The sequence below is a fragment of the Gimesia sp. genome (genome assembly GCF_048260065.1).
In the GTDB taxonomy this organism is placed as follows: domain Bacteria; phylum Planctomycetota; class Planctomycetia; order Planctomycetales; family Planctomycetaceae; genus Gimesia.
Genome location: NZ_JBLXHC010000011.1, coordinates 219,902 through 242,140, shown reverse-complemented (window position 1 = coordinate 242,140; position 22,239 = coordinate 219,902). Strand labels below are relative to the sequence as shown.

At 45.4% G+C, this 22,239-nt stretch carries 26 protein-coding genes; 11 read left to right on the top strand and 15 right to left on the bottom strand.

Features of this window, described 5'->3' with window-relative positions; genetic code table 11:
• The first annotated feature begins 117 nt into the window (after positions 1-117).
• The 6 genes from ACN0YN_RS20590 to ACN0YN_RS20565 all read left to right on the top strand — a co-directional run bounded on the left by ACN0YN_RS20590 (position 118) and on the right by ACN0YN_RS20565 (position 6,343).
• On the top strand, positions 118-534 hold the full coding sequence (locus ACN0YN_RS20590; protein ID WP_417386894.1) for an ExbD/TolR family protein: 417 nt from the start codon (positions 118-120) through the stop codon (positions 532-534).
• A gap of 1 nt (position 535) precedes the next feature.
• Positions 536-2,782 (top strand): prenyltransferase/squalene oxidase repeat-containing protein, encoded by a 2,247-nt coding sequence (locus ACN0YN_RS20585; RefSeq protein WP_417386893.1) that lies wholly within the window; start codon positions 536-538, stop codon positions 2,780-2,782.
• Positions 2,783-2,903: 121 nt separating this feature from the next.
• Entirely contained in the window at positions 2,904-4,418 is a 1,515-nt protein-coding gene (locus ACN0YN_RS20580; protein WP_417386943.1) for a carboxypeptidase M32, read from the top strand.
• A gap of 32 nt (positions 4,419-4,450) precedes the next feature.
• On the top strand, positions 4,451-5,014 hold the full coding sequence (locus ACN0YN_RS20575; protein ID WP_417386892.1) for a TlpA family protein disulfide reductase: 564 nt from the start codon (positions 4,451-4,453) through the stop codon (positions 5,012-5,014).
• A gap of 116 nt (positions 5,015-5,130) precedes the next feature.
• Entirely contained in the window at positions 5,131-5,904 is a 774-nt protein-coding gene (locus ACN0YN_RS20570; RefSeq protein ID WP_417386891.1) for an alpha/beta fold hydrolase, read from the top strand.
• A gap of 61 nt (positions 5,905-5,965) precedes the next feature.
• Positions 5,966-6,343, top strand: a complete 378-nt coding sequence (locus ACN0YN_RS20565; protein ID WP_417386890.1) for a rhodanese-like domain-containing protein — start codon at positions 5,966-5,968, stop codon at positions 6,341-6,343.
• Positions 6,344-6,435: 92 nt separating this feature from the next.
• On the opposite strand, the gene ACN0YN_RS20560 is transcribed toward ACN0YN_RS20565, so the two are convergent.
• The 3 genes from ACN0YN_RS20560 to ACN0YN_RS20550 form a co-directional block, all read right to left on the bottom strand.
• A complete protein-coding gene (locus ACN0YN_RS20560; protein ID WP_417386889.1) occupies positions 6,436-6,600 on the bottom strand; it encodes a hypothetical protein in 165 nt (54 codons plus the stop codon).
• The gene (locus tag ACN0YN_RS20555) at positions 6,581-7,396 is read right to left on the bottom strand and encodes a hypothetical protein (protein WP_417386888.1); all 816 of its coding nucleotides are present in this window, start codon (positions 7,394-7,396) and stop codon (positions 6,581-6,583) included. The genes ACN0YN_RS20560 and ACN0YN_RS20555 overlap by 20 nt, the downstream gene beginning before the upstream one ends.
• 125 nt (positions 7,397-7,521) lie before the next feature.
• Entirely contained in the window at positions 7,522-8,214 is a 693-nt protein-coding gene (locus ACN0YN_RS20550) for a hypothetical protein (RefSeq protein WP_417386887.1), read from the bottom strand.
• 801 nt (positions 8,215-9,015) lie between these two features.
• Between ACN0YN_RS20550 and ACN0YN_RS20545 the strand changes: the two genes are divergently transcribed.
• From ACN0YN_RS20545 to ACN0YN_RS20535, 3 genes are all read left to right on the top strand, one after another.
• Complete coding sequence (locus tag ACN0YN_RS20545) at positions 9,016-9,666, top strand: STAS domain-containing protein (protein ID WP_417386886.1); 651 nt, start codon at positions 9,016-9,018, stop codon at positions 9,664-9,666.
• 75 nt (positions 9,667-9,741) lie between these two features.
• Positions 9,742-10,983: a GspE/PulE family protein gene (locus ACN0YN_RS20540; RefSeq protein WP_417386885.1), complete on the top strand. Its 1,242-nt coding sequence runs from the start codon at positions 9,742-9,744 to the stop codon at positions 10,981-10,983.
• Between the two features lie 260 nt (positions 10,984-11,243).
• Complete coding sequence (locus ACN0YN_RS20535) at positions 11,244-12,242, top strand: hypothetical protein (protein ID WP_417386884.1); 999 nt, start codon at positions 11,244-11,246, stop codon at positions 12,240-12,242.
• A gap of 319 nt (positions 12,243-12,561) precedes the next feature.
• On the opposite strand, the gene ACN0YN_RS20530 is transcribed toward ACN0YN_RS20535, so the two are convergent.
• From ACN0YN_RS20530 to ACN0YN_RS20520, 3 genes are all read right to left on the bottom strand, one after another.
• On the bottom strand, positions 12,562-13,371 hold the full coding sequence (locus ACN0YN_RS20530) for a hypothetical protein (protein WP_417386883.1): 810 nt from the start codon (positions 13,369-13,371) through the stop codon (positions 12,562-12,564).
• Positions 13,372-13,400: 29 nt separating this feature from the next.
• Positions 13,401-14,654 carry a sulfatase-like hydrolase/transferase gene (locus ACN0YN_RS20525; protein ID WP_417386882.1) on the bottom strand — a complete coding sequence of 418 codons (1,254 nt, stop codon included), beginning with the start codon at positions 14,652-14,654 and terminating at the stop codon, positions 13,401-13,403.
• Between the two features lie 198 nt (positions 14,655-14,852).
• On the bottom strand, positions 14,853-15,518 hold the full coding sequence (locus ACN0YN_RS20520) for a transaldolase family protein (protein WP_417386881.1): 666 nt from the start codon (positions 15,516-15,518) through the stop codon (positions 14,853-14,855).
• A 215-nt stretch (positions 15,519-15,733) separates the two neighbouring features.
• Between ACN0YN_RS20520 and ACN0YN_RS20515 the strand changes: the two genes are divergently transcribed.
• The gene (locus ACN0YN_RS20515) at positions 15,734-16,582 is read left to right on the top strand and encodes a glucosamine-6-phosphate isomerase (protein ID WP_417386880.1); all 849 of its coding nucleotides are present in this window, start codon (positions 15,734-15,736) and stop codon (positions 16,580-16,582) included.
• Positions 16,583-16,618: 36 nt separating this feature from the next.
• Positions 16,619-17,329 (top strand): PIG-L deacetylase family protein, encoded by a 711-nt coding sequence (locus tag ACN0YN_RS20510; protein ID WP_417386879.1) that lies wholly within the window; start codon positions 16,619-16,621, stop codon positions 17,327-17,329.
• A 5-nt stretch (positions 17,330-17,334) separates the two neighbouring features.
• Here ACN0YN_RS20510 and ACN0YN_RS20505 read toward each other — a convergent pair whose 3' ends face one another.
• The 9 genes from ACN0YN_RS20505 to ACN0YN_RS20465 all read right to left on the bottom strand — a co-directional run bounded on the left by ACN0YN_RS20505 (position 17,335) and on the right by ACN0YN_RS20465 (position 22,210).
• Positions 17,335-18,453, bottom strand: coding sequence for an ABC transporter ATP-binding protein (locus ACN0YN_RS20505; protein WP_417386878.1), 1,119 nt, complete (start codon positions 18,451-18,453; stop codon positions 17,335-17,337).
• Positions 18,432-18,983 (bottom strand): ParB N-terminal domain-containing protein, encoded by a 552-nt coding sequence (locus ACN0YN_RS20500; protein ID WP_417386877.1) that lies wholly within the window; start codon positions 18,981-18,983, stop codon positions 18,432-18,434. Before ACN0YN_RS20500 ends, ACN0YN_RS20505 begins: the two co-directional genes overlap by 22 nt.
• A gap of 424 nt (positions 18,984-19,407) precedes the next feature.
• Positions 19,408-19,719, bottom strand: coding sequence for a hypothetical protein (locus ACN0YN_RS20495; protein WP_417386876.1), 312 nt, complete (start codon positions 19,717-19,719; stop codon positions 19,408-19,410).
• 4 nt (positions 19,720-19,723) lie between these two features.
• Complete coding sequence (locus ACN0YN_RS20490) at positions 19,724-19,963, bottom strand: hypothetical protein (protein WP_417386875.1); 240 nt, start codon at positions 19,961-19,963, stop codon at positions 19,724-19,726.
• Positions 19,963-20,235 (bottom strand): hypothetical protein, encoded by a 273-nt coding sequence (locus tag ACN0YN_RS20485; protein ID WP_417386874.1) that lies wholly within the window; start codon positions 20,233-20,235, stop codon positions 19,963-19,965. Before ACN0YN_RS20485 ends, ACN0YN_RS20490 begins: the two co-directional genes overlap by 1 nt.
• Entirely contained in the window at positions 20,235-21,128 is an 894-nt protein-coding gene (locus tag ACN0YN_RS20480; protein WP_417386873.1) for a hypothetical protein, read from the bottom strand. Before ACN0YN_RS20480 ends, ACN0YN_RS20485 begins: the two co-directional genes overlap by 1 nt.
• Complete coding sequence (locus tag ACN0YN_RS20475) at positions 21,083-21,457, bottom strand: hypothetical protein (RefSeq protein WP_417386872.1); 375 nt, start codon at positions 21,455-21,457, stop codon at positions 21,083-21,085. Before ACN0YN_RS20475 ends, ACN0YN_RS20480 begins: the two co-directional genes overlap by 46 nt.
• The gene (locus ACN0YN_RS20470) at positions 21,454-21,702 is read right to left on the bottom strand and encodes a hypothetical protein (protein ID WP_417386871.1); all 249 of its coding nucleotides are present in this window, start codon (positions 21,700-21,702) and stop codon (positions 21,454-21,456) included. Before ACN0YN_RS20470 ends, ACN0YN_RS20475 begins: the two co-directional genes overlap by 4 nt.
• 172 nt (positions 21,703-21,874) lie before the next feature.
• Positions 21,875-22,210 (bottom strand): hypothetical protein, encoded by a 336-nt coding sequence (locus ACN0YN_RS20465; protein WP_417386870.1) that lies wholly within the window; start codon positions 22,208-22,210, stop codon positions 21,875-21,877.
• Between the last annotated feature and the right edge of the window lie 29 nt (positions 22,211-22,239).

Below are 22,239 nucleotides of genomic sequence, written 5' to 3'. Positions count from 1 at the left end.
TTCGCACTTATAGTTACACATAAAATGATTCGAAGTATCTTTGAAGCTCACCACCCCAATTGAAATCCGGAAATATTTTATTTGCAGTCTCTGAGATCAGATTCAGGATATTAAAGAATGCCCTTAAAAACGGGAACCGTCGAAGAGCCGAAGCTCGATTTGACTCCAATGATTGATATCGTTTTCTTGCTGATCATTTTTTTTATGGTTGGTACACAGTTTACAGAGATGGAGCGCCAATACGATATCAAGCTCCCTACTGTCACTGATGCGAAGCCCTTAACAAATCTACCTGATGACATCATAGTAAATGTACAACAGGATGGTGCTATTTCGATTAATGGTGAAAATAAAAGTCTGACTGAACTGGAATCGCTACTGAAAACATCGGTACAAAATTTCCCGGGACAATCTGTAGTCATCCGGGGAGACTCGACAGGACCTTATCAAAATGTGATGAATATTCTGGAGATCTGCCATCGAGTCAAAATTCGATCTGTCTCTTTAGCAAATCGATTAAGAGACGATTCATAACATGAATAATCGCATTCATAATTTGATCGAAAAGATCCTGGCTGGTCGAGACATCACCTTCGATCAGATTCTGTGGGGATTTTTGATAGTAGCCGCGGTCTTCGCATCAATTCATCTACTCTCGATGCTCGTTACGCGCTGGGGTGATCGAAATGCATCATCGAAAGCGCTGTTATTCTCAATCATCGTTCATTTGTCATTATCTCTCGGAGTCGTAACCTTCTGGCCGGAGCAGGCTCCAAAATCACTCGCTAAAACAGAACCGATTCAGGAAAAAGATGATATCACAGTCAATCTTGCAGAGAGTACAGAAACTATAAAACATGAGCAATCAGGTAATTCGCCTGTCTGGGAAAAACTGACTCCTCCCCAAAAACAGGAATTATCTCGTATTGATCTGAGTCGGCCTGAATTCACTCCTCTTTCCGCTCCACCAGAAAAAGAGCAGCCACAGGAAATTTCAGAAATGCCCATGCCGGATGTTGTTTCGAAGTCTGACTTACCAGTCACTCCATCGAAAGTAAACATTGAAAGCGTCAGTCAGAAACGCATTCAGTCTCAAGCCCCTCTGGAAATTACAGATACAACTGCTGAATCACGCTCAGAAGTCTCAGTACCTTCGACATCAAACAGTCGTAGTAAAATGGTTCGAAGTGGACAGTTCAATCAGCAACTGGAACGTCAATCAAGTCCAGGTGCCGTTGATCGCATCCAACCCTCATTTAGTGATCAGAAAAAAACATTGGCCTTGAATGCCCAAACAGATCCACAATCTGCTTTAGAACGAAATGCAGCCGATTCGATGCTGTCGAAGAGAACTGGTCCTGCACCCTCAAATCTCAAATTAAATACAACTGGTGTGGAAACCACAGAACCCAGTGAAACAAGTTCTAACGTAGCACCAACAGAACCTCGTTTTGCCAGGAGAAAATCGCGGACGATGCGATCTGTATCTGATGGGACAGTTCAACGTTCTGCACCAGAAACACCATCAGGTAAAGCGAATCCTGACTCTGATCGCTTACTTGCAGAAAGAAGTTCGTTACCTCTCAGTATGAATCGGAATGGACCTCAACCCAATGCATTTCGTCCAAACTTTGATGCTGTTTCCAATCGGACCAAAGCAAATATTCCAGCGACGTACAGGCTAAGAAATCTCTCAAAGAGAAAAGAAATTGCTCAAAAGTTTGGAGGCACTGAAGAATCGGAACGAGCGGTTGAATCGAGTTTGAAGTGGTTAGCCAATCATCAGGAACGGGCAGGCTACTGGGATGCAGATCGGTTTGGTGCTGGTAAAGTTAAAATTGATGAACAGGGAATTGATCGACGTAATGCAGGAGTGCAGGCAGATGCAGGCCTGACAGCCCTCTCAATACTGGCTTTTTTAGGTGCAGGGTACACACAGGAAGAAGGCCTTTATGCAGACAATTTGAATCGTGCGATTCAGTGGATGATAAAACAGCAAAATTCCAATGGTTTTCTGGGCGGAGAGGCGACTCATTATGCCCGTATGTACTCACATGCAATGGCGACATATGCGCTGGCAGAAGCATATGGCTTACAAAACGATCCAAAATCAAATCCGCAGTTGCGCGAAAGCGTCGCACGGGCAGTTGCATATATTGTTGAAAATCAAAACCCATATGATGGTGGCTGGCGATATGTCAAAGGTCAGAAAAGTGACATGAGTATGTTTGGCTGGCAACTCATGGCTTTGAAGAGTGCTGAAATTGCGGGTATTCCGATTCCGTCTGACACCAAACAGCTGATGGTTAAATTTCTCAAAGATCGCAGTATGGGCAAGAATGATGGTTTAGCCACCTACCGTCTGGTTGAACCAGCTACTCTCCCTACTCCGGCGATGACAGCAGAATCCCTGTTCTGTAAGCAGATGCTGGGTATCCGTAGAGATAATCCTGCATGCCGTGAAGCCGTGCAGTTTATTTCTGAACGGCCACCGCGTCGTTCAGAACACAACCTTTACTACTGGTACTACGGAACTCTAGCCATGTATCAGTATGGCGGAAATCCATGGCGGGAGTGGAATGAAGACTTGAGAGAACTCTTAATTTCAGAGCAAATCACTCAAGGCGAAAATGCGGGAAGCTGGGATCCCCGCCCACCCTGGGGCCCCTATGGAGGACGCCTTTATTCTACAACCTTGAGCACACTTTGTCTGGAAGTTTACTATCGGTTTTTACCACTCTACCAGATGGGTGGACGCTATGATGACAGCTCCCCTGATTGAACTGCTAAATCGTCTGATTGTATAGTAGATCCATTTTGGAAAGCCTTATTCACGAGTTGTCATCCACAAATTCAAATATAACACCAAATTGAAACACATATCAGCAGAAAATAAAAACTCAATGAATACTCCTACTAAAGCATACGAGCAACTTCTTAACAGACTCAAACAAGCTTCATTACTGGCATCCTGCTCGGCTGTACTAGAGTGGGATGAGCAGACGTGTTTGCCGCCCGAGGGTGCTGAACACCGTGCCAATCAGCTTGCTTTAATGGCAGGTCTGGTTCATGAACAGTCAACAAATACAGAAATTGGAGATCTGCTGGAAGAACTGGAGTCAAATTCTGCGTGGGATGAAGACTCATACGAACAGGCAAATATCAGAGAATCGCGTCATGAATATGACCGCTTGACTAAACTCCCTCGTCGCCTGGTGGAAGAACTTTCCAGAGTTGGCACACTATCTCACCACGCCTGGGTGTCGGCACGGAAGCAAAACAAATTCGACGATTTCCTGCCCTGGCTGGAACAGATGATTGAACTGAAACGCGAACAGGCTGCAGCAATCGGATTTGAAGGCCATCAGGCTTATGACGCCTTGCTTGACGAATATGAACCCGGAGCGACTTCTGAGCTGATCGAACAGGCTTTTCTCCCCTTAAGAAATGAACTTGTCAAACTGGTCGCAGAGATACAAAATTCCGGAGTAAATCCTGACATTTCAATCCTGACCAGAAGTTACCCTGTCGATAAACAACGCGAGTTCAGTCTCAATGCTGCAGAAAGAATTGGATTTAATTTTGAAGCTGGTCGGCTGGATATCGCGGCTCACCCCTTTTGTAGTGGAATCGGTCCTGGAGATTGTCGCCTGACAACACGCTATGATGAACATCACTTTCCTGGTGCCTTTTTTGGAACACTCCATGAAGCAGGACATGGAATTTATGAGCAGGGCTTGAGAAAAGAATTTTTTGGAACTCCTGCCGGAAACTCAACATCACTGGGTATTCATGAATCACAGTCGCGGATGTGGGAAAATCTGGTTGGACGTAGTCGAGCGTTCTGGAATGTATTCTATCTTCCGGCGCAGGAAATGTTTCCTGAAGCATTATCCTCTGTTGCAATCGAAGATTTTTATCGCGCGATCAATGATGTCCGTCCGTCGTTTATACGCGTCGAAGCAGATGAGGTCACTTACAATCTGCATATAATGTTACGTTTCGAATTGGAAAAAGCTCTGATTTCGGGTGATTTAAAACCCGTTGATTTAGAGTCAGCCTGGAATGAAAAATTCAAGGTGTACTTTGATCTTACTCCAGACACACCTGCACATGGATGCCTGCAAGATGTCCACTGGAGTGCCGGACTGATTGGTTATTTTCCTACTTACGCATTGGGAAACATGTATGCGGCTCAATTCTATCAGGCAGCAGAAAATGAACTGGGAGATCTGAATCAGTTGATTGAAGCTGGCGATTTTTCTTCTCTCAAAAACTGGCTTAACCAGAATATTCATAGACAAGGTAAGCGGTATCGAGCCAATCGACTAGTCGAAGTTGTCACAGGTAATACACTTTCTCATTTGCCCTTAATGAAACAACTAAAACAGAAATATAGTGAGCTCTATAACCTGTAATCGATTAAAAGATTGTGCTGGAAAACCATACTATGTCTAATCAGAGTCTGAAAAAAGATTTCACCATTGCACTTCTCCTGGTTTTTACCGGAATGATTCTATTCACTGTCTTGTTAAACTACAGGTTAAATGGCTATCGACAAACCACTCAAAATCTGCCACTGCTAAATGTGGGAGAAACAGCCCCTCCCCTGATGGCCCAGGGATGGGTAAATGGTAATCCCCATCAGGATAATTTTCTTGAAGGAAAAGTCATCGTCGTTGATGCATGGGCTACCTGGTGTGGACCATGCCGAATGGAAGCGCCCCATATGGTCGAAGTCTATAATAAATTCAAGGATCAGAATGTAGCTTTTATCGGCCTCACTTCCGACAGTGAAGAATTGCTTCCCGAGATCAAGGAATGGTTATCTGACACAGGAATCACCTGGCCTAATGGATATGGAGCCGATGAATCTCTATTCGCATTCAAGGCTGAGTTCATTCCGCAAGTATGGGTGATTGGCACTGATGGAAAAATTGCCTGGAATGAAGATTCACGATCAAACGAATCTCTGGAAGAAGGTATCCAGCGAGCATTGATGCTGTCTCAATAATCATAAGTGGCATCTTCCTATAAAGCAATGCATCTCGATACTGTACTGTATTGATCGAACCGAAAGACTGGAACATGAATCAGAAACTTGTGGAGCAGAACGTAAATGGAATTCGAATGCGGGCACTGGTCGCTGGATCCGGTCCTCCGTTGCTCTTTGTACATGGCTTCCCCTTGAGTCATCAGATGTGGCTTCCACAAATTGAGTATTTTCAATCCCGTTATACTGTAATTGCCCCCGACTTACGCGGATTCGGCGATTCAGATATCTCTAACGGGATCGTAACGATGGAACAACATGCTCAGGATCTGAATTCGCTCTTGCAGGCTTTAAAAGTTGAAGATCCAGTTTCTTATTGTGGGCTCTCCATGGGAGGCTATATCGCCTGGGAGTTCTGGAAACATTTCGCAGATCGATTACACGCCTTAATTTTGTGTGATACTCGAGCGGATTCTGATTCAGAGGAAGGAGTCAATAATCGTCTAAAGATGGCAGACCTCGTTCTCAGACATGGCCCTGAAGCGATTTCAACAGCGATGATCCCAAACCTGCTCAGTGAATCCAGCCAACAAAAACAAGCACAGCTTTCTGAAAACCTGATTTCCATGATTGAAGCGACCAGCAGCGAAGGAATTGCTGCAAGCCAGAAAGGCATGGCAGCCCGTTCCGATTTCTCGAATCAAATTAAAAATATTCGTACCCCAACTTTATTCATCGTAGGGGGTGAAGACCGTTTAACTCCCCCTGAGGTAATGAAAGGGATGAGCACTCTAGTGCCAGATTCAAAATATTTCGAAGTGAGAGATGTTGGCCACATGGCTCCAATGGAAGCGCCGGCAGCTGTGAATCAGGCTATGTCTGAATTTCTTTCCGCCTGCTCGAATATTTGAATTTTTATGATTAAATTATGTACATATTCTACCAACGCACAAACCATCACAAGGAACTGATATGGCCAAAAACCACTCACCTCGATTTCTGGAAATTGTGAATTCTGCCAAGTCACGAGTGCCTGAATGTACCGTACCAGATGTGAAATCACGCCGTGATAAAGGAGAAGAATTCATTCTGATCGATGTCAGGGAAGATAATGAATTTAATAAGGGAAGAATTCCCGGAGCGGTTCACCTGGGCAAGGGAATCATCGAACGAGATATAGAACAACTAATTCCTGATACATCCACACTGTTAATTCTTTACTGTGGTGGAGGCTTTCGTTCGGCTTTAGCAGCTGATAATTTGCAAACCATGGGTTACACCAATGTAATCTCAATGGACGGTGGTTTCAGTGGCTGGAAATCCGCTGGCTACGAAATTGAGACGGAATAACTCCGACTCTACTGGTAAAAACCAAAGAGCACCGTATCTATGTCTGATGCGGTGCTCTTTCATTACATAAAGCGTGGCAGGAAGGCCTTAACTTACCCCCCCAGTTCCCAATTGTATTTCTTAAGTTCCAGCACGAGAAATACAATACCAGTAATTAATGCTGAAAGTGAAACAAACAGCAATCCTACATAGATATTGGGACCGGCCGCTTCACCGCTACCGGCTTTTCCTTTAGATTTAGAGTTTCGAGTTGACATGGTCACCTTTCTCAATCACACCATTCTTAGCGGCGTCTATCACTGTCCCGACAGCTTTATCAGGATCAACATATACCAGTTCAATCTTACCCAGATATTTGGGTCGATTCCCATTCGCTTCATTCCCGAAACGATACACAAACAACTGATGTCCTTTACTGAGACCATCATCACTACCCAGTGAAACTTCGACAAACCGGGTTCCATTTCGTTTGTCTTTCTTCGTGTTGATGATCAGGCCTTCTACAGCAGGAGGCGGAGACTGCATCCCGGCAATAGCAGGATCTTTCGGATCAACCCCCAGGTTGGCTACGATCTTGTTTAAGTAGTTAAGTTCATCAACAACTTTTTTGTGTTTCGCAACCAGGTTTTTCTCACGAATCGATTGTGTGAAAATCGTATCTTCGAGGCTTTTAATTTTTGCACGCAATTCATTGACTGTATCGTGAAGTGTTTTATTCACTACTCGTTGGCGATCAGATTCCTGTCGCCGGAATTTTGCTTCTTCACCAGTTGTTTCCGCTTGAGCAACAGAAGTGTCTCGCTCTTTTCGAACAGTCTCAAGCTCTGCCTGTTTTGTCTTTGCCTGTGCCTGCAATCCTTTGTTAAGAGCCGTTGCACTATCTGCTTCACTCTTAGCCTGATTCAGTTCCTTAGTCTTTTCAGTCAACTGATTATTAAGCTCTGATTCTAATTCGTCTTTACTTTTCTGCAGACTGGCAACATTTTCCTTAAGTTTAAGACTTTCATTGCGCCAATTGTTTTGAGCTGTAAATACAGCACCTGCGAATCCCATGAAACAGATACTGAGTACAACTTGAACGACGACCAGTACTTTGCCGACAAACGACATCTAATCGCTCCTGATATTTGTTTTTAATAACGAGTTTATTTTTTATTCTGAGATCAGAATCTGAGTGTTTACTTTTGAGAAAGTTCTTTTTTATCTTCGACATTAATTCCCGGTGCCAGCACGACCTTCTCCAACGACTCTTTCTGTCTCTGCAGTCGCTGCACTTTTCCCTGAATTCGATCAATATAATCTTGAAGCGTTTTCTGTTGTTGTTCTGCTAGAAATCTTTCATTTCGAATTTCATCAATCTGATCTCGCAGCCGAAATACATCTGCTCTGCGTTCTGAAGCTTCCTGATTCACATCTACAGTCTGCTGACTGATATTAATACCTTCATTCGCGAGCTGGTTAATCTGCTGTTCAACTTGATTAATTTTCTGCTGCAGCTCAGTTGCTTTATCTTCCATCGCAATTACATCGACTTTATTGATCGCTTTCCAGTTTGCGATCGTCTTTTTGAGAGGTTCAATTGTTTTTGTGACCTGATCCAGCTTTTCATTCTGTTGTTGAAGCTTATGCTTCTGAGCAGCAACAATGACTTTAGCCAAAATTGGAGAAGTAGAAAGTTGCTCACCTCCTCTTCTGGTCTTCACAGTCCAGGTCGGGTTCTCACCTGGCTGGTATTCAAAAACATAGTCAGTTAAGGCGTCCTTTTCTGTGGACCAGTTGGGACCTCCAACAGCACTGACTGCGGCAAATCCCATAAATGCGATACTGGCAAAAAGCACCAGTACTAACAGGATTTTACTTAAAAGGGTCATTGATACTTTCCTGAGTCTTGGTAGAGACGCTGAACTGCTCTAATTTCTCTATAATTATTATGTGTTATCTTTTAAGCTTAAGCTATTCACTTTATTCCTATTGCGGAATAAGACTGGAAACCATTGAATCATTTCAGGGAATATCCAGTGTAATATGCCTGATTTAAGAGAGCCAAAAATCAGAATATGGATACGCGCTGAAAAGTTTTTATTGAGACGAAATGATTGATTAAATACTACAGGTAATCTGTGCGCAAAAACAACCTATTTTGTGAAATCGGTTATTTCCTAATTATAAATACGCATAAAAAGCAGAGTCAAACTGAATTTTAGCTAACTGTCTGGTATTTAACTGTTTGACCTTTCTAACATGGCCTGCAGACACAACCCCTACGTTCAGAATACTTGACACAACAGCAACTTCTAAAATTCCATTTTAGTTCCCGGTGCCAAGTTCATTTTGTTATCACGAATCAGGTCATGTTGTGAAAGGGTGAATTGACACACCAAGGCATGTTCTTTTAACCACTATCTGATCTGGTGACTATAAAAATTATTATTTGATTGTATTAACAAGTGATGAAGCGAACTTGTTTCTATTAAAATACTTAGTAAATCCTGCACTTTGGTCCAAATTTCGATAGGTAAATTCAAGCTGCATTGGTATTTTGAAATAAAGTCGATGAATCTTTGCCGAAATTCCTTAAGTACGACCAAACCAGTGCTCACTGAATAAGACTTAAATCTAATGCTGGGCCCTCAGATGCATTATGTATCGAGATTAGTTGGAGATTGGTTTATATGGCTACCCAAGAAGTCCCCTACAATATTACACACGTTAACAAGCATCTCAAAATCCAGTTAATGCCCGATCTCAATGATTCAGCCTGGAACGAGTTGGAATCGCTGGGTGATTCCCTGCTGACTGTATTGAAACAGGAGAAAAATCCTACTGTAATTATCGACTTGTCAAAATTGAGCTATATCAGCAGTTCCCTGGTCGCTGTTGTCATTCAAGTCTGGAAGCTGGTTGATGAACAGGGTGGGAACACCGCCATTCTCAATCAAAATGAAATGGTTGAGGAAGTACTTAACATCTCCGGATTGAAAAAAGTCTGGTGCATTGTCCCGACCGAAGCGGAAGCCATTGATCACTTAAATCAGGCCATGAAACAGGAACGTATCGAGCGCAGGCGAACGTTCTCCATGCCAATTCTCCTGGGTATTGTGGCAGTCCTCTCTGCTGCTACCTGTTTTGCATTATATGTGAGTGATTCACTCAATCTTGATCCCAAAGTGGCTTTAGCGGCCACCATTTCGTTTTCAGTCGCGGGTATCCTTTTGGGAGCAACTGCACTCACTGATCGAAGAAAAAATTTACGGATATTGGGCGTAATCGTTCTTATCTGCAGTCTCATCGTAGGCGGACTTGGTCTATTCAAGTTGATTTGACCCCAGAAGTGTCACAAAAGAGGCTTATCAGACACCCTATTGAATATCATATGTCAGGACAGAAAGAGTTGAGCCATGTCAGATTCAACAGCAAAACCCGAAAATAAAAATGAAGGAAGACAGCAGGCACTCCAGGCAGAACTGAGAGAACTGGTTGATGTTGTAGGTCCTGGACCTCTTGTTGATTTACTGATGGAAAGAGCATTTCAGTTACAGGCAACGGATATCCACCTGGACCCTCTGGAGGACGGGTTGCGTCTCCGGCTACGTGTCGATGGTATGCTTCATGACATCATTCAATTACCCAAAGAGGCAGCTGCTTCTGTGATTTCCCGGCTCAAATTAGCGGCTAATATGGATATCACTGAGAGGCGACTGGCACAAGATGGCCATATCAACAACCAGACTCTACAGAATCGTCGAGATATTCGTGTGGGATCGGGCCCTACGATTCATGGTGAACGACTTGTGCTGAGACTTATGCCTGACCATAACCGCTTTACCCATTTCAGTGAACTGGGACTTAGTGAAAAACAGACTACCGAGATCACAAATTACTGCCAGGCTCCGTATGGGATGATTCTGAGCGTAGGCCCTGTTGGCTCTGGTAAAAGTACCACGATCTACAGTTGTCTGGACCACCTGAATCAGCCCGAAATGAGTCTGGCTACCATTGAAGATCCTGTGGAACGTCGAATTGAAGGTGTGAACCAGATCCAGATTGACCCCAAAATCGGTTTCAGCTTTGCTGAAGCACTGCGAGGGGTTCTCCGTCAGGACCCGAATGTGATCATGGTCGGAGAAATCCGTGATTCTGAAACAGCACATATTGCAGTGAGAGCTGGACTGACCGGTATACGAGTACTTTCTACTTTGCATTCTAATGATGCTGTGGCTGCCATAGACGTCTTCCGTGAATTTGGAATTCCATCCATGTTTATTACTGACAGTCTACAAGGCATTATTTCACAACGCCTGGTAAGATGTATTTGTGACAAATGTCGGACCTCCTATCAACCTGATACAGGTGCCTGTGAATATCTGGGCATTAATGCGGATCAATTTACTGATTCAAAAATAGCCAGGGGAACAGGTTGTGAGCATTGTTTTCAAACTGGTTACCTTGGTCGTACCGGAATATTTGAAACCCTCGGTATCCGGGGAGAGTTGAGAGAAGCGATACTCCGCGGAATGACGCAATCAGATATTCTGAAACTGGCCTCTGAAAATGGTATGACTACCATGGAAGAATCCGGGAAAGCCAAGGTTCTGGAGGGAATCACGACTGTCCAGGAATTACATCGTGTTCTTGTTTGAACAGACGCTCTGGTCAAAACAGATAGATTTAAAAACCATTTTAGCCCAGATATAAGTTGGCGGGCCATCTCTGTACACTAAATCTGGCTGGATTGATAAAAAAATCGCATCCCTTGAGAACCTGGTGTTCTCAGGAAAAAAATATTCAATTCTTGTAGATCTGTTATATAATTATACGTAATTAACAGTAATAGGTTATCACCCTGCATAACCCGTTGGGCCGTCCTGATTCACGTAAATCTATCGATAAAGGATTGCCCATGAATTTGAGCCAAAGAGAGCCGACTGGTATCAAAGGCACAGGTGATGCCAATTTTGGATGTTCCCAGTCAGCGACGATATCCATGTCGAATCAACCCAGGACTGTTACGCGTTTCAGTGCGGACTCATCATCAGTTAAAGTCCCAGGGATAAAGGAACGCAAGAACTCCAGCCAGTCAGAACTACACCCTGACAATGATGACGAAGTGACTCTTTCGTTGAAACAGAAAGCTGTCATCTGGCTGGCCAGTTGCTCTGCAACCGGATATCTGATTTCCTTGCTCTTCCATTCGACAGCTTTAACTTTGATGGCAATCGTAATTGTGGGAGGGATGCAGGGGGACGATAATACTCCTACGCTTGCCAGTATCGAGGAGGAGCAAAATTTTTCGTTGAACGGCCCTCTCGATACCCGAATCGAAGAAGCAGGTGGACAAACGACCGAATTTAATATCATGCAACCAGTAAAAACGATGACTGGTGAGAATGAGAATACCGTCGAAGAAATCCAAGAGGATTTTTCTGCTCATATAGGTAAAGGAACAGGCGATTCTGAAGGAGATGGATCTGGCGAAGGAGGGGGAGAATTTAAGTTGAAGCCGATGGGTAATGCGGTGACAGCTGGCAGTTTTACCGCTTGGACTGTTCCTAAAGATCCGGACTTAAATGAAGACTATTTGATTATCATTCAGGTCAAGCTTCCTGACAGTTATAAATCAACCCGTTATCGTGCCTCTGACCTTTCAGGCCTCGTGTTGGGAACTGATGACCATCGCCAGGCTATTCCCTGGGACTCAAGGTGGATTAATTCGACTTTCACGCCTAATGCTGTAGGGGATATCAGACCGGTTGACAAAGGGGATTATCTGCCTCTTAAAAATCGGGTCGCACAACTCATCGTTAAAGTTCCAGGATCTAAAATCCCCGCAACACGTGACACCATCAAAATCAGATCCCGAGTTTTGAAGGAAAACCAGACTCTGGAAATTGTATTCTGAACTCCGGGCAATTCACGAAATCAATCTGTTGTCTGACCTGTTACTTTTGAAATCAAGCCTCTCCGGTAGATTTCTCCAAAACTGGCCCAGTGCGCGGGAGGCAGCATTAAACTTCCTGAGCAACAAGGGCAGGGCAGGTCGGATTGTTTTGGGAAAACCGGCTTCTGTGTAAGATCTGTTGATTTCCAGGCTGCATCACATTCATCGCATAAAATCAGGGCGTGAGCTTCACCGCTGCAGATACGAATTCCGAGTGCGCCCTGTTCGCAGAACGAACAAATCCCTACGTAGTACATGATCCGGACCCTGATCTAAATATTTATAAGGGAAACGCCGTAATGACTTCGGTACCTTCCAGAACCAACCGCACTTTGTAGGCTGGTGGCCTACCCTGTTGATTTCCAACACGACCTCCCACGTAACCTACCGGTCGCCCCATATTGACTGTGTAAACGACACGTGTCCCCTCTTTCTTTTTGTCTACATTCTTGCCCCCTGCAAGGGCTTTGAGATAAGCCTCATCGATCAATGCCAAAACATTTTTTCTCACACCATCACCGGCAAAGACACCATGCTTACCGGGACGATCCGGCTCATCTTCTGCATGCTTCATTACATGTAATAATCGATGTTTTTCCTGACTTCCAGGACCATACTTGAGCCCGGCAGCAGACTCCCAGACTTTTCCTCCTAGATCTCGAAGTTGCCCGAGTTCCGGTTGTTGAGGTTGCGAACCCTTTGATTTCCGTGCAGGTGGCGGCCGGCTGGATTTAGCAGGGGTCTGTTTTGAGTTTTTTCCAGAAAGTTCCGGTTCGGTCGACTTGCTCTTGGAATCTGTAGTGAGATTATCCTCTTGCAGGAGCAAGCTGTCGGTAGTTTTACTCGCTACCGCTTGCTTTTCCCCCGCAGTTCCCGACTTTAAGACTGGAGAAGCTTTTGGTCCTGTCTTTTTTTCGAAATCACTGGTTATACGTTGCTTCTGTGCCGGTACATTCTCTTTGCTGTTTCTTTCAGGAGGCGTTGGTTGATTTTTTCTGGCCGAATAAATCACTAACGCAAAAACAACGATCAACACGATACGTATCATCCGTGGTTTTAATGCCTGTTGTTTCTCTGCCGAAAGACTCATATCGGATCCAATTCAAGCAAACTTCTGTTTTATTCAGACAATGATTTCTGGTACTGATGATAAATCTTCTTGAGATGATCTACCTTTTCGGGATATTGGGGGGCAAGATTCTTCTTTTCCCCGATATCTTTGGAGAGATCAACCAGAAATATCTGATCTTCTTTTCCTAGAGGAGCCTGCAGGCTTGTATCGCGAGGGTTCCCCAGTAATTTCCAGTCGCCTTCACGTATTGCCCAGCTTTTGCCAATCTGCCAGTAAAAATTTTCGTGTGGACTCTGTGCATCAGCAGAATCAATGACTGCTTTCAAGCTTTTACCATCCAGCTGGTGTGCTGGTAATGGTGCACCAGTTAATGCAGAAATGGTAGGCAGCCAGTCACACCCGGTTGCCAGTTGATTTCGCACCTCTCCTTCAGCAATTGTTCCCGGCCAGGAGATCATGGCAGGCACACGAATCCCTCCCTCGAACAGGCTGAATTTCGCGCCACGATAGGGACCGGCACTGCCTCCGCCTCCAAATGTTCGTTCTTCCTGTGAGTGCCCATGGTCGGACTGGAAGATAATGATTGTCTTTTCGCGAAGCTGGCATTCGTCGAGTGTTGCCAGCACCTCACCAATACAATCATCCATCGTTGAAACAAATGCAGCGTATTTATTACGCGGGGAGGGGAGCTGTGCATAAGCTTTTCTCCATTTCTCTTTTCCCTGTAATGGATAGTGAGGAACATTGATGGCCCAATACAGAAAAAATGGTTTGTCACCTGACTCTCGGATGTAATTCTGACACTGTTCTACCATGAGGTCTGGGAAAAACATGCCATCACGCCAGACTTCCTTACCGTTTTCCCATAAGTCATGTCGGTTCGGACCGTTCCAGTAAAAGAAGTGAGAATAGTTGTCGATGCAGCCCCCCATATGTCCGAAAGATCTTTCGAACCCTTGTCCGTTTGGCATCGTTTCTGGCGTATAACCCAGATGCCACTTTCCGACATGGAATGTTTGATAGCCTGCTGATTGCATCATTTCTGCAATCGTAATCTGCTCAACAGGCATACCACTTTTGCCGTGATGCGATGAAACATTCCCAGGGACTCCTGCTCTCGCTGGAAACCTGCCTGTGAGCATGCCTGCCCGTGAAGGAGAACAGACCGGCGCAGAGGCATAAAACTGTGTGAAGCGAATTCCCCTCTGGGCAATGGAATCCATATGTGGTGTGATCAGATCTTTTGCCCCATAACAGTTCAGGTCGACCGATCCCTGATCATCTGTGAAAATGATGATCACATTCGGTTTCTCAGCCTTTGTTGCTCCTGACGCTCTTTCAGAGAACGATACGAACAGGCAAATGAAAACGAAAACTCCAGACCAAATGCAACGCTTAAGATTTGCAACACGATAATTCAACGCGATCTTATTCATAATTAACCCTGAGTTTGTACATAAGGCATTACTAGATTTCGTAATCTGACATTATGAACTTCTCTACCTTTCAGAGGGTGTCGCATCCCAGGCATCCTGAAATACTTTTTCTCCATGAACCGTGAAAGGGTTCTGCATGCTCTCCTGATATACGGCAAGACCAGCGGTCACGCAATGAGCACCTGCCAGAGCAACGTCAGCAATCTGGCGACTGTTACGTATCGCGGCTGCGATGATCTGCGAATCATACTCATGCTGCTCAAGCATTTCTGCAACTTCCAGAATGAAAGTCGAAGTCGATTCGCCGTACGCTTCCTTCCAACCGATGAACGGGCTGATAAAATATGCCCCCGCCCGTGCTGCATGCCAGGCTTGAGAAACTGAGAATATCAATGTGGCATTAGTCCTGATACCCAATTGAGTCAGTTCTCGAATTGCTTTAAATCCCCCCTCGCTGGCACCAACTTTTACAACAAAATTGGGAGACATTTTTGAAAGCTTTATACCCTGTTCCACGATCTGCTCCCAGTCAGTGAGATGTGGATCCACTTCAACACTGACCGGCTTATCTGTTCCGGCAAACAGTTCTGCGATTTCTTCAATAACTTTTAAAAACGGCTTTCCCGAATTTTTTACATGTTTAGGATTAGTGGTCAGCCCATCCAGGTCCCAATATTCAAGGCTGTGTCTGATTTCATCAGTAATCGCACTATCCAGAAATAACTTCATTGTGTATTCCTTTTGTCAGAATAAAATGGCTTTTAATATTAATGCATCAGTAGCAGCCCGAAAGGAGATTCCCGGAACTCAAATCGCTATTATATATTCACTGATACCCATTATTCTATCGCTTCGATTTTAAATATGGCAGGTAAAGAATCAGCCAACATTTCTGAAAAGAACTAAAATTAAAGCAACCTGTTTCAAAAAGTGTAGATAATCCCATGACATCTCATTTCCCTGACTACCTCGACATCAGCCGTAATGAACTGGCAAAAGGAACCTCTATCACGTTCTCCGTATTGAAAGACATGTCGGATATCGCAGAACATATGGCGAAAACCATGTTACAGGTCATTGAGTCTGCCAAAGAGAAGGGAAAACCGGCAACACTAATTGTTCCAGTCGGTCCCGTCGATCAATATCCCATTCTGGCAGACATGCTTAACCAGCAACAATACTCCATCAAAGATGTGATGCTGATTAACATGGACGAATACCTGACTGATGAGGATCAATGGGTCGATCTCACACATCCGCTTAGTTTTCGAGGTTATATGAATCGAAAATTTTACGACTTGCTGAACCCGGAACTGGCTCCCTTACCTGAGAATCGAATCTGCCCGAACCCTGATGATACAGGAGCGATTCAAAAGATAATTGATCAGCGTGGGGGCGTTGATGCCTGCTTTGGAGGGATCGGAATAAATGGCCATATCGCATTCAATGAACCTCCGGAAGCCAATCAGGCAGTCAGCGCTGATGATTTTGCACAGCTGCCAACTCGAAATCTCGATTTAACCCGTGAGACTCGAACCATCAATTCGGTAACGGTGGGAGGCGAAATTTCGATCATCCCCTGGAGGGCTGTCACGATTGGCATGAAAGAAATACTCTCTGCAGCAGAACTTCATTTTTATTGCAATCGAATCTGGCAAAGTTCAGTCGTTCGCAGAGTCTTACACGGACCTGTCACCAGTGCCTGTCCTGCTTCCCTCCTGCGGACACACCCAGCCGCTTCGCTTACCGTTGCAGAATATGTAGCAGATCCTCCCGATATTCGTCTTCGCTGAATTGAACTGAAATAAACCTCTACGAGTACCGTGCTGATGAAATTAAACTTCGAACAAGAACGAATCCTTGCTGTCGTAGCCCATCCAGATGATGCCGAGTTATTATGTGCAGGCACACTGGCACGTGCTCAACAGGAAGGGGCAGTCATCGGGATTTGCGTACTCTGTCAGGGGGACAAAGGGCAGCCTGACCCTCCTCTTGATAATCTGGTTGAAGTGAGAAAGCAGGAAATGCAGTCCGCAGCAAATGTAATTAATGCGACACTGTTTTTTGGAGAGCAACCAGACGGCAATCTTTTCGACAATGCTGAGTTACGAAGAACACTAACTGAGATCATGCGACAGTTTTCACCGACACTCGTCTTAAGCCATTCTCTGTCAGATTATCATGCAGATCATCGGGCAGCCTCGGTGATCACAGAAGCGGCAACATGGTTTAGTGCTTCAGTTGGTAACAAAACAAATTCACCTGCCCTGGTCAAACCACCTGTACTCTGGTGGATGGATACGATCAACATGACTTCATTTGATCCCCACTTTTATATCGATGTAACTGATTTTGTGGAAACGAAAATTTCGATGCTGAACTGCCACCAGAGTCAGCTGAAACGCGGGAAAGACTCCAGCTTCTCCCCACTGCAGGAACTGATGCTTCAACAATGCAGTGCACGCGGCACTCAATCTGGAGTAACAGCTGCTGAAGGTTTTCAGACACATTCAGCCTGGAAGCGGTGTTCAGCCTGGTAATATTTTCATATTAGACCAAATTCTCCAGCCTCATTCTCGTGTCTGGGTCCACAGTACACAAAACCTGCAGTCACCCTTTCATGACTGGATGCAATTCGGCGATTTGTATTTTTCTCCAACCCCTTCTGTCGTGAAACAGCGGACGGCTTACGCGTCATCTTCCAATTTTTAGATTTTGCTCGATGCTGAATCATCGCAGGATGCCCCGTTACACTCGTGTATTTTTTCCTGCAGGAGTACAGTGAAGCGACGAAATCACTAAGTGCGTTTCCAATACCTATTCCCTGAAAATCGGGAAGACATACGGTGCGATGTTCACGAAAGGAAGGGGCTTGCCGGTGTGGAAAATGAATGACGGCAGTAAACGCAGCAGGATGATCATTGACCAAAGCCACAAAACAATTTGCCGCTTTATGGATCGTTGAATCTAAATAGTGATGCTTGCGGAATAATTTCCAGGCATCTCGATGCACGTTAATAATTTTGAGTGTGACAGGAGGTCGCGATTGCCTTTCAGACCTCCATTGAAATTCGTTGGTTGCAGGCATATAGATCCAGTCGGGATCTAACCAGTCGATTATGTCAAAATGGCAACTGATGGCGACAAACTTTTGATTCCGTTTTCTGACAGTTCTGGCAACAGCAGAACTTCCGATTTTCGCAACGGTCCGATCAACGACTGAAGTGAATTCATCAATGACAACTAACCCGGGTAATTCAGCCAGTGCCCGTGCCATCGACACTCGAAACTGTTCACCGTTTGACAACACATGGAAGGGCCTTAACCAGCTGGGAGGCGAGGAAAACCCTACTGAAGAGAGCAGGGCAGTGATCTCTTTAATCCCCATTTCATCTGGAAAGGAATCGATGATGCTTTTCTGTTGAAACCAGTTAAATTCGCGAACCATTTCATGTTTGAAACATTCCCTGGCTATGGATGTTTTTCCACAACCTGAGGGGCCGACGATCAGACCCACGTTCCAATCTTCATCTTCGATCGGCATATCGACCGCCCATTGCTGCGTGCTGGTCTTTTCAGCAGGCAAACCAAACATGCCTTCAAGTTGAACCACTCGCGGACTGCGAATGACCCGCGTTTTCTTTACGAGATCCAGGCGCGGCATTTGATCCCTTCTTTTTTGAATCGCTTGAGTAGTGCTACCTGCTCGGATTCCTTATCACAGTCAATCAGGATTCGGTATGAATCAACCAGCAAATGGGTCTCATCATCAGCTTCACACATTTCCTGCACTTCGAGTTTTTCAAGCTTCATGGAATCCAGCAAGTCCCGTAATGCGTCGGATTCTGTTGAAATGGTTCCTAGCAGACAATCCAGTGCAAGCTGATCAGTCCTGGCCATCGAAGTGACGACATCAAAAGTTGCCAATAGTTTATCAGCTTCTTTTTTAGTCACATTCAATATCAGGCAGGGGACTTTTTCATCTTCCGCTATATCAGCCCTTAAATGCCCGTCAATCAGTTCGTAAGTCCCATTCTTACAATCCCGAACCAGACATGCAGAAGCAAATCCCACTTCATCCAGGATCGCTCGCAATGCTGTTTCCTGTGAGTCGGTATGCTCTCGCCAGTTACCGGCATTTCTTTTCAGGAGAGATGCTTTGATACGTCTGAAACTGCTGATGCGATCTTTCAATTACCTATGCCTCTCTAATTCATGAACTCTATAAACAGTCCAGACATCGATTGGTTCCATTTCGCTGTCGGATCTGATCTTTATGAAAATCGCCTTTAAACACAGGGGCACCACACCTGGCACAAGCTGAGATAGGCTCGTGTTTTTCCAGCACAGAACTTACTACTAGATCCGGAAATTCTGCTTCTACCATCTTTGCTACCAGAACATGTGTCTGAGCTTCTCGATCCAGCCGTTTAACAGGAGGCCGTCCACTTTCACTTGCAAGATAAACAATAAATTGTGTCATCTGATTTACCCTTTCAGAATTGAATTTTCAGGAATCTTCAAAACAAGCTACTTGTTGTATTCTAAAAGGGTATTCCGTTTTTTCTTGGGGTACATTCCGGTAGCAATGCACAACATGAACTCATAATGTGCACCCCTACGGTTCAAGCCCTATCTCGTATTGAGTGTCAGTATCTGTGTCGGTTACTGGCGCTGGTGTTTGCTGGTTCTTTAACGCGTCCCAGATCAGATATCCGCCAGCAGGTACTCCGATTCCCGTTGTGATCAATCCCGCTCCCAATGCCAGTTTCGCCAGTGAGCCAATTACGCTTCCCTGCTGCGCTGGCAGGTACTGGTGGATCACGCTGTTATCGTCGCCAATGTGCATGTCTTCGCCCTCAGGACGATGTTTATCTGTGATCTCTGATCCAAGCAGCTTTTCACGGGTTGCCATCGTGAGCGAATCCACGTTGTCAAACCTTCTCGCTGTCTGTCTCAGCCCCTCCGCTCTCTCCCCCAACTTCACCGCCCACATCTTCTGCGCCAGCTTCTCCTTCCAGTTCAGATCCTCCGCCATCGTTCTTGCTCCATGATTGAACAAGCTCGCCGAACGTCCCGGATTGGAACGCTCGGTCAAGCTCGTTGTTCTGTTCGATCAGGCTGTTATGAAACTCGTTGTTCTGCCTGATCAGCTCCTCAAGTGGGTCAGTCATTAGGTTGCCTGAGCAGGTCCACCGGGAGTGGTTTTGCTGGCGACTTCACGAATGCCAACGGCTTCGTCCAGTGTCACCATGCGTTTGTTTTCCAGGTAGTCATAATCAACCACCTTCTGAACGGTCACGAAGTTATTCTGCGCGACAGTTCCGGTCTGCATCAGTTGCGTCAGCATGTGATTGGCAACATTGTCGGATAAATCCACAGCCATCTCCTTCTCACTTTCTCCCTCAATGGGAATTTCCACATCCAAAATATCGCCGTCAGGCATTACTTAGCCTCACTCTGTTTAACGGCCTTAAAACGAAGCTTGATAGGATCACCAAGCGGATACGTTTGTTTTGCGACTGGTTCCCCGTCTGCGCCTACAATCCAGACAGGTATCTGCGTCTTATTCAGTTTGTCGATCTCTGCCTTGAGACGGGTCACTTCATCCTGCAGGGCTGTCAGATCTCCGCTGCTTGGATCCGGATCCGGTTTTGATTCACCCTGATCAGCTACTGCAGGCGTCCCGCAACCACAGCAGGGGATCCTTCCATAAACACTAATCAGCTTTCTCCGGATCCGGACTGAATCGGTATAAATGGTTTCTCGATAGTCATGGCCTTTGATAATCCCGACCACCTGACCATTAACCAGAATCGGACCTCCGGAATCCCCCTTTTCTACGATCTTTGTGAAATAGCCGCCGCCGTTCCGGATCCGGATCCGTGCTTTCAGCGACCTGAGGTTATAAATCCCCTGAGAGTAGCCGTAAGCTGTTGCCGCGGATCCATCCTGGGGGATCCTGTTTGACACCTCAAAGCATGTATTCGCGGGGATCCTGACAGTCTCGATGATCGCATAGTCTGCGGATCCGGAATACTCACGGTATTTAACAACAGCCCCCCACCATCTACCGTCATAGCCGACATGGATAGTCTTGGCATTATTGATGTTATGAGCTGCCGTGATGTAAACAGACCGCTCGTCGATGTCACCCACATAAGCGCAGGCCCCGGTTCCAATCAGCTGTCGGCATCCAGTAGGCGTACATTCGGTTTCCGTCACCCTGATCACCAGCGCCTGCGCCTGCACAACGGAAGTTATCAGAAGCACAAATAGAATTGTGAGTGTTTTCACCATTTCAGATACCGATCCCAGAATAAAAGCCAGTAGTGCCACGGGTTGTTGGGCACCTTCCCCTCCGCCCAGTTGAACGCTGCCACCCCAAACAGCCGCACGCGTCGGTAGTAAATGTTTGCCATGAACTTCCCCAGATCACAGCGCCTCAAATTCCGATACAGCTGACCGTCTGCCAGCTCCCGATCCTTTTTACATCCACCCCGCTGGTATGCGTAATCGTGCCAGTGACAGGCAGGCCTGATGTCTACACCTCCCCACTGGTCTGGTGAGCAACTGCAACCATTGGAAATGAAGTAATCCGGCGGTGCTGGCCCTTCCATTTGCTCTACCAGAGCTTCGGGGAGATCTGCCGTTTTAATCTCAATCATGGTCTCTCACCAAACACGCGGTCTTCAATTCGGCTGATCCGCCTTTCATGCGAGTTCACCATTTCGATCAACAGCTCTTTATTCGCATCCAGTTTTTCGTCGATCTCGATCAGTTGATTGCTGTGTTCAAGCAATGTTTTTGCCGTCCAGGTAATTGCACCTACGCTACCTGCGATGATCGGAGAAAAAATACAGGCAATAACCCAGGCAGGAATGAATATCCCTTTTCGATTTAATTCTGCCACGATCCCCCCCATAAAAACAAACCGTCAGAATTGTCAGAGGGTTTGATTCTCATGAAAGGTGCGATTGAGACAACTGAGAAATGCATAAAAAAAACACCTGCCGTTGCTCAGAACGACAGGTGTTTAAAATGAACCTGGATCTCAATTCTTACTCAGAGTAAAAATAAATAGATCAGTCCAATGGGAATTCACTAATGGAAAGTTGTTTGTTGTTGACTTCCTGTAATCTCAACCAGCCCCTGGTAACTAAAGATTCTCGTAATCTGACTTCTTCAGGATCGAGCTCGCGTTTATCAAAAGGACCATCTACAGAAACTGCTTCGAAGTCTTTGTCTATAATGAACTGAGCAAGAACGGGGTTGCAGCGAATGTGGTGTTCCGGCTGTGCCTGTAACTCCTCTGCCTGGACTTCTCCAATGATGTAGCGAAGATACAATCCACTATCTTCGATGTGCTCAACTTCTTCACCACATATCACACAGAGATAACCCTGATCACATTTCGCCATAATTTTTCCTGGCAGCCGTTTACTGGTTA